General features: G+C 68.9%; 13 protein-coding genes and 2 pseudogenes. 10 read left to right on the forward strand and 5 right to left on the reverse strand.

Annotated elements, in window-relative coordinates; all coding sequences use genetic code 11:
- Positions 1–46 precede the first annotated feature (46 nt).
- Together ACWCO2_RS33230 and ACWCO2_RS33235 are read left to right on the forward strand one after the other, a co-directional pair.
- On the forward strand, positions 47–913 hold the full coding sequence (locus ACWCO2_RS33230; RefSeq protein ID WP_450131758.1) for an AfsR/SARP family transcriptional regulator: 867 nt from the start codon (positions 47–49) through the stop codon (positions 911–913).
- A 136-nt stretch (positions 914–1049) separates the two neighbouring features.
- Complete coding sequence (locus ACWCO2_RS33235) at positions 1050–1997, forward strand: tetratricopeptide repeat protein (RefSeq protein WP_450131759.1); 948 nt, start codon at positions 1050–1052, stop codon at positions 1995–1997.
- Here the strand turns inward: ACWCO2_RS33235 and ACWCO2_RS33240 are convergent.
- Positions 1978–2604: a class I SAM-dependent methyltransferase gene (locus ACWCO2_RS33240; RefSeq protein ID WP_450131760.1), complete on the reverse strand. Its 627-nt coding sequence runs from the start codon at positions 2602–2604 to the stop codon at positions 1978–1980. The genes ACWCO2_RS33235 and ACWCO2_RS33240 overlap by 20 nt on opposite strands.
- Positions 2605–2683: 79 nt before the next feature.
- Here ACWCO2_RS33240 and ACWCO2_RS33245 point away from each other — a divergent pair, with 79 nt between their 5' ends.
- From ACWCO2_RS33245 to ACWCO2_RS33255, 3 genes and pseudogenes are all read left to right on the forward strand, one after another.
- A complete protein-coding gene (locus tag ACWCO2_RS33245; RefSeq protein WP_450131761.1) occupies positions 2684–4138 on the forward strand; it encodes a xylulokinase in 1455 nt (484 codons plus the stop codon).
- Positions 4139–4175: 37 nt separating this feature from the next.
- Complete coding sequence (locus ACWCO2_RS33250) at positions 4176–4463, forward strand: FAD-dependent monooxygenase (protein WP_450131762.1); 288 nt, start codon at positions 4176–4178, stop codon at positions 4461–4463.
- A gap of 26 nt (positions 4464–4489) precedes the next feature.
- Positions 4490–4654, forward strand: a pseudogene (locus ACWCO2_RS33255) (FAD-dependent monooxygenase); the annotation flags it as partial.
- Between the two features lie 63 nt (positions 4655–4717).
- Here ACWCO2_RS33255 and ACWCO2_RS33260 read toward each other — a convergent pair.
- Positions 4718–4888: a hypothetical protein gene (locus ACWCO2_RS33260; protein WP_450131763.1), complete on the reverse strand. Its 171-nt coding sequence runs from the start codon at positions 4886–4888 to the stop codon at positions 4718–4720.
- Between ACWCO2_RS33260 and ACWCO2_RS33265 the strand changes: the two genes are divergently transcribed.
- A complete protein-coding gene (locus tag ACWCO2_RS33265) occupies positions 4872–5177 on the forward strand; it encodes an aromatic-ring hydroxylase C-terminal domain-containing protein (protein ID WP_450131764.1) in 306 nt (101 codons plus the stop codon). The genes ACWCO2_RS33260 and ACWCO2_RS33265 overlap by 17 nt on opposite strands.
- Here ACWCO2_RS33265 and ACWCO2_RS33270 read toward each other — a convergent pair.
- A complete protein-coding gene (locus tag ACWCO2_RS33270; protein WP_450131765.1) occupies positions 5161–5829 on the reverse strand; it encodes a peptidylprolyl isomerase in 669 nt (222 codons plus the stop codon). The genes ACWCO2_RS33265 and ACWCO2_RS33270 overlap by 17 nt on opposite strands.
- A gap of 51 nt (positions 5830–5880) precedes the next feature.
- Positions 5881–7086, reverse strand: coding sequence for a GAF domain-containing protein (locus ACWCO2_RS33275; RefSeq protein WP_450131766.1), 1206 nt, complete (start codon positions 7084–7086; stop codon positions 5881–5883).
- 225 nt (positions 7087–7311) lie between these two features.
- Here ACWCO2_RS33275 and ACWCO2_RS33280 point away from each other — a divergent pair, with 225 nt between their 5' ends.
- Together ACWCO2_RS33280 and ACWCO2_RS33285 are read left to right on the forward strand one after the other, a co-directional pair.
- Complete coding sequence (locus ACWCO2_RS33280; RefSeq protein WP_450131767.1) at positions 7312–7797, forward strand: 2-oxo acid dehydrogenase subunit E2; 486 nt, start codon at positions 7312–7314, stop codon at positions 7795–7797.
- A 140-nt stretch (positions 7798–7937) separates the two neighbouring features.
- Positions 7938–8157, forward strand: a pseudogene (locus ACWCO2_RS33285) (DUF779 domain-containing protein); the annotation flags it as partial.
- 57 nt (positions 8158–8214) lie between these two features.
- On the opposite strand, the gene ACWCO2_RS33290 reads toward ACWCO2_RS33285, so the two are convergent.
- The gene (locus tag ACWCO2_RS33290) at positions 8215–8466 is read right to left on the reverse strand and encodes a hypothetical protein (RefSeq protein WP_450131768.1); all 252 of its coding nucleotides are present in this window, start codon (positions 8464–8466) and stop codon (positions 8215–8217) included.
- A 391-nt stretch (positions 8467–8857) separates the two neighbouring features.
- On the opposite strand from ACWCO2_RS33290, the gene ACWCO2_RS33295 reads away from it, so the two are divergent.
- Entirely contained in the window at positions 8858–8995 is a 138-nt protein-coding gene (locus tag ACWCO2_RS33295; RefSeq protein ID WP_450131769.1) for a hypothetical protein, read from the forward strand.
- A 219-nt stretch (positions 8996–9214) separates the two neighbouring features.
- The gene (locus ACWCO2_RS33300; protein WP_450131770.1) at positions 9215–9586 is read left to right on the forward strand and encodes a hypothetical protein; all 372 of its coding nucleotides are present in this window, start codon (positions 9215–9217) and stop codon (positions 9584–9586) included.
- The last annotated feature ends 103 nt before the right edge of the window (positions 9587–9689 follow it).

Below are 9689 nucleotides of genomic sequence, written 5' to 3' on the forward strand. Positions count from 1 at the left end.
GGTACGTTGGGTTCTGTCGTTCTCGTTCTCCGGTGGAGGGCCCGGCATGGTGGAGACCCCGGTTCGCTTGCGCGTGGGGCTGCTCGGGCCACTGGAGGTCGTTTCGGACGGCCTGACGGTTCCCATCGGCGGGAAGCGGTTGCGGACCGTCATCAGCAGGCTCGCGCTGGACGCCGGGCGTCAGGTTTCGGTTGCCGCGCTGGCGGATGCGCTGTGGCCCGACGGCGAGCTGGACGATCCGACGCACGCGCTGCACTCGATCATGACTCGGCTGCGTCGGGCGCTGCCGGAGAAATCTGTGCTGCGGTCGGGGAATTCAGGGTATTGGCTGGACATCGAACCGGACGACGTGGACGTCCTCCGCTTCGAACGACTGGCACGCGAAGGTCGCCGCGCACTCGGTCGTGGTGAGCCGTCGGTGGCCGCGAAGGTGTTGCGGGACGCGCTGGAGCTGTGGCGGGGCGAAGCGTTGGTCGATGCCGGGGACACGCCGTACGCCGCAGCTGCTGCGGTCCGCCTGAGCGAGCTGCGGCTGTCAGCCGTCGAGGATCGCGCTGCCGCAGACCTGGAGCTCAGCGGCGATCCCACCGTGCTGGCGGCTGAGTTGGCGGAGCTGACTGCACAGCATCCGCTGCGCGAGCGGGCCAACGCGTTGCTGATGCGCGCGTTGCATGCGGACGGCCGATCTGCGGAGGCGTTGCGCCACTTCGATTCCGTCCGCTGGTCGATGGTCGGTGAACTCGGCACCGAACCAGGCACCGAGCTGGCCGAAGCGCATCTGGCCGTGCTGCGCGGACAGCCGGTCAAACAGCGCCGCAGCAATCTGCGCGCATCGATGATCAGCTTCATCGGGCGCGAGCGGGAACGCGCACGGATCCGCGAGCAACTCACCGACGCACGTGGAATCCGTTGAGCGGTTGGGTTTTGCGTTCTCCACTACATCCGGGGCGCCGGCAACGGTCTGGTACCTGCTGAACCTCATGCTGTCCGGCGACACCAACCGACCCCAGCTCGGTCCTGTTCGCTGCGCGCCGGCCCCGGAACATCCGGTGGGTGCGTTGCTCGACGCGATGCTAGCGCTGGCTGTCGACGCCACAGCCGACACCGCGGACCTCCCGTCGCATCCGGACGAGTGGACGCGGGCGATGGCGCATCTGATCCGCGCCTTCAGCAACGCCAACACCGGTGGTCTGGACGCGATGCGCCCGGAACTGGTGCGCGCGGCGGAGGCGTTCCGCCGCTGCGGCGAACGGTGGGCCCGCTCCGTCGCGATGTCCTCGCTCGGGTACGCGGAGCTGTCCCTCGGCGACCTCGACCGCGCCGAAGTGTCCCTGGCGGAGTCGATCCGGCTGCGACGAGAGCTCGACCCTGAACAACCCGCTGCGATGGAAGAAGGGTGGCTGGCCCAAGTCCTGCACCGGAAGGGCAACGTCGCCGAAGCCCGCGCTCGACTGCACGAACTGCTCGAAGCGCACCCGACGGCCGCGATGCACGCGCAGCTGACGCTCGGTGATCTGGCACGCCACGACGGAGATCTCGCGGCGGCGGAACGCTACTACCGGGCGATCGAGCTCCCGAAGTACGAACCGTTCCGCGCGATTCGCGACTGCGCGCTCGGAAACCTGGCCGTGGACACCGGAGATCTCCCCACCGCCCGCACCCAACTCACCAAACCTTCACCACAGCCTCAGCAACTCTCGACATGCCACTGGTGGCGATCACAGCAGTGGCAGTGGCCCGCCTACGCGACCGCGAAGGAGCAACCGTCACCACCGCGGAAGTCCTCGGAGCGGCCGACGCCCTCCGCGGCGCACCAGACCCCACCAACCCCGACACAAAACCCCTACGCACAGCCCTGTCTGACCCCGCAACCAGATCCGCCTACGACCGAGGCCGAAACCTCAACCACCCCGAAGCACTCGCCCTCATCGAGACGAACCTCCGCCACCCCTGATCGCTCCGTCACCCTTGAGGTGGTCAATTTCTCGCGAAATTGACCACCCCTCGGGTGACCGAGCGGCGGTCAGCCCGGCCAGACGGCTGAGACCAGCCAGCCCGGGACTGTGGCCGTGACTTCGCTGGGTCCGGCAACGCGACGTTGGCGCCCAGAGCCGTCCAGAGCACGTCGAAGCCGCTCTCCCCGTCGCGGCCGCAGCCGAAGACGAGTCGACCGCCGGCCTTCAGCGCTCCGCCGATGTTGGCGAACGCCGCGGCCGGGTCACCGAAGTACATGATCCCGCCCCGGCTGATGGCCAGGTCGAACTGCGCGGCCGGGAAGGCGTGCACCTGCGCGTCGCCCTGCTCGAACATCACGTTGCTCAGTCCTTCGTCGGCCGCCGCGGCTCTGGCTTGGGCCAACATCGGGGCCGACAGGTCAACCCCCAGCACCTGCCCGTCGGACGCCTGGCCAGCGGCGATCCGGCTGGTCCTGCCGGATCCGCAGCCGATGTCCAGCACCCGGTGCGTGCGCTCGATCGACGCCACCTCGAACAGCGCTGCGGTGCTGTCGTCGAGCATCCGGTCGTAGCGGTGCCGGTTGTCTGCCCAGTGCTGCCCTTCGTAGCCGTTCCACGCCTGCTCCTGGTGTTCGTTCGCGATCTTCATGACGGACAAGCTGCCGCCCAGCGCACACAACGCGCGCACAGGAAGCTGACAGCTCCAGGCGGTCGTGTAGATGTTGGGCATGACCGGGCTGATGTTGGGCATCGATGTGGGCACGACCGCGGTGAAGGTGGCCGTCTTCGAGCTGGACGGGAACCTCGTCGCGACGCACACCGCGGCGTACCCGATCCACCGCCCGCGGCCGGGCTGGGCCGAGCAGGCCCCGATGGACTGGTGGCGCGGCTGCACCGAGGGCATCCAGGCCGTGCTCGCCGGGCTCGACGTCGACGCCGTGCGGTCGGTCGGCGTGGTCAGCCAGGTCAACACCCACGTCTTCGTCGACAACCAGCTGCGCCCGCTCGCCCCGGCGATCATCTGGCAGGACCAGCGCTGCGCTGAGGTCGCGCGGGAACTCGACGCCCGGCTGACCTCAGTGGACAAGACGCGCATCTGGGGCGGGCCGATCGTGCTGGACGCATCGTTCGTGGGGTCCCGCGCGGAGTGGTTCGCCCGCACCGAGCCCGAGCTGTGGGCGCGGACGCGATGGGTGTTGAGCCCCAAGGACTTCGTGATCGCCAAGCTGACCGGGTGCCTCGCCACCGACCAGCTGTCCGCCGTCCGCGTCGCCGGCTCGACCGGCTACCTCCGCGAGGCCGTCGAGCTGGTTGACGGCTTGGCCGGGAAGTTGCCGGAGATCACCGAACCCGAGGTGGTGCTGGGGTCCGCGCCGGAGCTCGGCGGCGCCGAGGTCGTCGTGGGCACGATGGACGCCTACAGCGCCGTGTTCGGCACTCGCACCACCGAGTCCGGTCGCGGCATGGTGTCGTGCGGAACGTCGCTGGTCGTGGCGGGTGCTTCCGCCGAGTCAGTGCCGGTTCCCGAGGTCGTGGCGTTCCCGCCGAAGGACGGGCTCTTCGTGCACGCCGGGCCAACGCAGGCAGCCGGCGACGCCCTGCGCTGGTGGTGCCAGGCATCCGGGCTCAGCATCGAGGAGGTGCTGACCTCGGCCGAAACAGGCACGCCGGGCGTCATCTTCACCCCGCACCTGATGGGCGAGCGGGCTCCGCTGTGGGATTCCGAGGTGCGCGGGAGCTTCTTCGGGCTCAGCTCGGCGACGTCGCAGGCGGACCTGTGCCGCGCCGTCCTGCAAGGCGTGGCGATGTCCGCCCGGCACGTGCTGGATCCGGTCGAGCGCGCATGCGGATTTCCATTGCCCGCCTTGGCTTTCTCAGGCGGCGGCGCGCGAAGCGATCTGTGGACGCAGATCCACGCCGACGTCCTGCAACGCCCGATCGAACGGTTGCGGGTCTACGACAGCGCGGTGCTCGGCGCGGCTCTGCTGGGTGCGGTGGGCACCGGCGCCTACCCGGACATCGCCACCGCAGCAGCGGCGACAGTCGCGGTGGACCGGGTGTTCACACCCGCCGCCGACGCCGACCGGCTGAACCCGCTGTTCGAGGCGTACTGCGAGTCCCACGACGCCCTGCGCGGTATCCACGCACACCTCACCGACTGGCGCAGCACAGAAACTTGCTGATCATGAAGTTTTTCCTCCTGTAGCAAGGGAGAACTCCATGCCGGAAGACGTCGTCATCGCAGGCGGCGGACCCAACGGGCTGATGCTCGCCTGCGAGCTGGGCTTGGCCGGAATCCGCGCACTGGTGCTGGAGCGGGAGCCGGAGCTCGTGCCGCGCAACCGCGCCAACGGCCTGATCGGCCAGGTCGTGCGCCTTCTCAACCGCCGTGGGCTGTATCAACGACTCAGCGGCACCCCAGAACCACCGCAACCATCCCGGCGTTCGTGTTCGGCGGTTTCCCGCTGCCACTCCACGAACTCGACGACAACCCGCTCTACGGATTGAGCGTGCCGCAGCACCGCATCGAGCAGGTGCTGGAAGAACGCGCGATCGAGCTGGGCGCCGAGATCCGCCGCGGCCACGAGCTCACCGGCCTGTCGCAGGACGACGAGGCGGTCACTGCCGAGATCACCGGGCCGGACGGCGACTACCGGTTGCGCGCCCGTTTCCTGGTCGGCGCGGACGGCGGGCGGAGCACCACGCGCACACTCTCCAACATCGACTTTCCCGGAGTTTCCAGGGACAACGTCGTGTCCCGCCTAGCTCACGTGATCGTTCCCGAAGAACTGCTCGACAAACAGACCGGTGGTCTCGACCTGCCCGGCGCCGGACTCGTTCCGCCGTTCCTCCACCACCGCACCGAACGCGGGGTGTTCACCTTCGCGCCGTTCTCCGACCGGCCGCGCGAACACCATGTCCAGCGCGGACATCCGCTACGACATCGGCGACGCGCACCCGCTCATCGGCCGCTGGGCGCCCGATCTGCAACTGGACACATCTACCGCCCGCCCGCTGCTGCTGGACACGACCGGCACCCTGGCCGATGCGGCGGCGGGCTGGTCGGATCGCGTGGACGTCATCGCCGTCCGATCCGACCTGCCCGCCGCCGCGATGCTCCTGCGCCCGGACGGCTACCTCGCCTGGGCCTCGGATTCCCCGGATCAGGACTCGCTCCGCGAAGCCCTGACCAGGTGGTTCGGCGTCAGCCGCGGATCTTGACGTGCTCGATCTCCACCGGGAGGACCGGTTCGCCGTCGCCCGGGTCGCCGCCCTCACCGGGGACGATGCCGCCGGCCACGATCTCGTCCAGGACCTCCATGCCGCTCACCACGTGGCCCAGGACTGTGTAGGCGGGCTTGATGTTGGCGTGCGAGTGGACGATGAAGAACTGGCTGCCGTTGGTGTCCGGGCCCTGGTTGCCCATCGCGATGGTGCCGCGCGGGTAGGTCTCCGCGCCGGTCACCTCGTCGGCGAAGCGGTAGCCGGGGCCGCCCTTCTCCACCGACCAGATGTCGCCGCACTGCAGCACGCCGAGCCGCTCGGAGTTGGTCAACCGCCAGCAGCGGGAGCGGTCGTAGAAGTCGCTGCGCGCCAGGTGCACGAGGTTGTGCACCGCGCACGGCGCGGTCGCGCGGTCGAGCTCCACCACTACGTCGCCGTGGTTGGTCTGGATCTCGGCTCGCACCGTGTCCTTGGTCTTCGCCTTCGGCTTGGGCGGGTCGACCTCGCGTGCCGCCGGGTTGTCCGGCGTGGGGATGAACTCACACCTCGTGTGGTGCGGCGACTTCTGCGGCGCCTCGGCGTGCGCGACGGCGACGGGGGTGGCGGCCAGCACGACCGCGAGGATTCCAGCGAACCAGCGCGATTTCATGCGACGAACTTAATTACCCGTGCGGACCGGTCAAACCGGCGAACGGGCTAGTCAGCGCAGCACCGCCACGTCCAGCTCCGGGCGGAAGCGGTACGGTCGGTGGTCGAGCAGGTCGCCGAAGCGCTTGCGCAGCCGCGACATCTCGGCCCGCACCGTGACCGTGCGCGAGGGATCGGCGAACAGGTGCGCGGCGAGGTCTGCAGCGCTGCATCCCGCCGGATGTTCGGCGAGGTGGGCGAGGACGTCGGCGTGGCGGGCACTGACTTGGTACGACCAGCTGCCCGAATCGCGGTGAACCGCCAGCTGCGGTCGCACGCCACGAAGGTCAAGCATCACCCGCGCGGACGCCGCGTTCTCGAGCCCTCCCGGGCGCAGCAGGACGCCCTCGGGCAATGGCTCCAGCACGCAGTCTCCAAACGCGGGCACCCACACCCGCTGCGCGTCAAGCTGCGCGGGCAGCGCGACGCGGTCGATCGGTGGCAGCCCGGTCGATGCGGCGACCCAGCCGTTGCGGTCGACAACCAGCGCCTGTCCGGGAAGTCTCGCCAACAGTGGGGCGGCGATGGTCCGGAGGCGGTCGAGCTGGTCGCGGTGCGCTTCGCGCAACCGAACCTCGGCCATCTCCGCCACCGCGCTGACCAGCGCGAGCATGCTCGGGTGCGCGGTGTCGCGCGGGCCGCTGATGTCGACCACGCCAAGCAACCGACCGTCTCGGGGGTCGTGCACGGGCGCGGCGGCGCAGGTCCAGAGGTGGTGGGTGCCGACGTAGTGCTCGGTGGCGTGAACGTGCAGCGGACGGCCCTCGACGAGAGCCGTCCCGATCGCGTTGGTCCCGACCGCGCCTTCACCCCAGCTGGCGCCTTCGACGAACCCGAGCTGGTCGGCCCGCCGCAGCACCGCCCGGTTTCCCTCGCGCCACAACAGCCGGCCGTCGCGGTCGACCACGACCACGATGTGCCCGGCGCTGTCGGCCGCAGGCAGGAGTCCAGTGCGCAGCGTCCGCACAGGATCGCCGGCCAGCCCGCAGCGCTGGCGACGCCACTCCACCTCGGTCAACGGCACCGGATCGACGTCGCGACCGCGGTCGGGGTCGAGCCCGTTGCCGCGCACCCGCTGCCAGGAGTCGATGATCGACGACCGCACTGGCACGCGGGGACGCTGCCCGGAAAGCACGTCGTCCCGTGCCGAAGCCAGCGCGCGGGCGTAGTACCGCCGGTCCGCTGGCTCCGGCGCCGTGTCGAGATGCTCGGGCCGCATCGCCGCTCCCTGGCTAGCCGAGGTGGAACATGTGATCGACACCACAATACGGCCCCGAATCCCTCCCCGGAATCACCGCATCCCGACCGAACCACCGTCCCACCGCGAACCGCACCCACAACCGCCGCGCACCCCTCCTGACGAACCTGGCAAGAGTCCACCGTCGCCCCTCCCGGCATCACTCTGCACGACTGCCGCGCAACGGGTTCCCGAGGCCGGGTGTGCGTGGCTGACGCGCGGGAAGCCGAGCAGCGCTGGGGTCGTGAGTGCGAAAACCGCCTCCAACCGGCTTCCGCACTCACGACCCACCGGCCGGAGCCCGAGGTCGAGGCGGTACCGCTCACCTCGATGCGCCGGGCCATCGCGCAGCCGCTGCAGGCCGCCAAGCGCAACGCGCCGCACTTCCGGGTATCCGTCGATCTGGAAATCGACGCGCTCTTGGCGCTGCGCAAGCACATCAACGCCACCGTCCCGGCGGTGAAGCTGTCGGTGAACGACTTCATCGTCAAGGCCTGCGCTTCGGCGCTGCGCGCGGTCCACCTCCGGACCTGTCCACCGCGCTCTTCGACGACCCAACGCGGACGATCACCGTGCGCGCGGAGATGTCCCGGCTGCGGAAGAAGTACCGAAGCGTCGGGCGCTAGTCCGCCGTCCAGAGGTGGCGGAGGCGGGCTTCGACCGCGCGCTGCGCTGGGGCACGGTCGGTGGTAGGTCAGCGAGGGCTTCTCCAGGATCTCCAGGTCGTCCCGGCCCGCCTCAGTGGTCGTGAAACACCCTAGTGCTACGAGGTTTTCGGTATTGAGGACCGCGGTGCACAACGCTGGCCGCAAGCTCAGCTCGTGGCGCACCCCGTCCACCTCGGCGACCTGACGGTGGAAGGCGTCGACCAAGCGGTGCCGGTGTGGATGTCCCGCTCGCAGTTCGAGTATTGGAAGCACACCCACCTGACGATCGACCTAGTCCCGGGCCGAGGCAGCGGCTTTCTCCCTGGATGCCCCGGACGGAGTCCGCTTCCTGATCCGCTCCCGCCTGCTCACCGACGAAGAACTCGGAGCGCTGGACGAAAACTAGTGCCATTTATAGGCAAAACTGACACCACAGCCGCCTGAACCGCCGTATCGGCCCGGTTCAGGCGGCTGTTCGGTTCGCGGTGTCCCCGGGCAAGCTGCGGGCTTGCCAGATGGCTTCGGCGTGGGGTTGGTTCCAGCGGGTCAGACCGAGGGATGCGTAGGTCTCGTCGAGGCTTCGGTAGATCTCGTCGAGGAACGTGGCCGCCATCGCGCAGGTCAGCGAGGGCTCGTACCCGGCTGCGCCCGTCGATTGCTGGTTCGCCGCATTGGTCTGCGCTCGACGAGTCAGCTCCTGCGGTTGCGCTGCCATCCCCACCACCTTCGAGACACCTTGCCAATGCGCGAGGCCGACCCATCGGCCTCACATGCCCGCACCGTATCCGTGCGCAGGTCCGCTAGTCAACAACCAAGTGACTCGCAGATAGCATCTAAGAGGGACCTAAGAAGTACTCTTACCTGCATGAATCACATGTAAGTGAACATTCGATAGATGCACAAATTGGCGGATCGAAACCCTGTCCGCAACGCTGGCGGGCACACGCGGGGCGCTTCGCCGGGGCTGGCGACTGCGAGACCCGCGTGTTCCGCTTGTCCGAGTGCACAAGCAGCGGGCGGAACTTCGTTGTTCGACACAAACTCACCGCACGGACACCCGCCGTACCGTGCTCCTCAACAACGTGTCCGGCCCGAAGAGGAGAACCGTGCCGCTCCAGACCGCGCAGCGCCAAGCCACTCCGACCGTCCCGCACAAGCCCGTCCAGAACCCGCCCGCAGCGGAAATCCCGCAGCAGCCTGCAGAACCGCACGACGAAGACCACGTCATCCGCGGCTACGACTGAACACCCGCGCTTCTGACGACCGGGAGACGATCCCGGACGCCCTTGGCAGAACGCCTTTTTCGGACGACGGTCCGAGATGCGGGAACGATCCGCCTCGCGCCGTCGTCCGCGTAGCATCGCCCGCCGTGACCCCGAGATCAGTGCTCCTGGTGGCACGTCGACACGTGCCGGATCACCAGCGCCGCGTGTCGCGCCTGACGCTCCGCGACACTCTTCGCATTGACTCAGCGGGGCGATGCGCCGAGCGGGCTCACCAGGCTCAGCAGCAGCGGGGCGCCGCGTCGCGCGCTGCTGGCCGGAACCGTCGTCGGCTACCTGTCGGTGATCGCTGCCTACGTCTCCCCCGACCTGATCTTCGCGCCGGCGCTGTCGAAAGTCCGTGTGGAGCACGAGGAGTTCGTGACCTCCCACAACGTCTGGGGCGTCCCGACCTTCATCGCCGACGACCAAGCGGTCTTCGTCCGCCTGATGAACCGTGCCCCTTCAGGCGCCGCCCCCGAACCATCGCTCAAAGCCATCGCGAAGGTCCTGGACCTCCTGACCGGCTGGACCGCCCTCAACGAGTTCAAACACACCACCATCCCCCGCTGACGAGCTCCGGTGTTCCGCGATTTCAATGGAAATCAGACGTCTGATTTCCATTGAAATCGCGGAAGCCGGAACCCGCGCCCGCCCCGGAGGACACCGATTCCAG

This window comes from Saccharopolyspora sp. NPDC002376, from assembly GCF_053593195.1.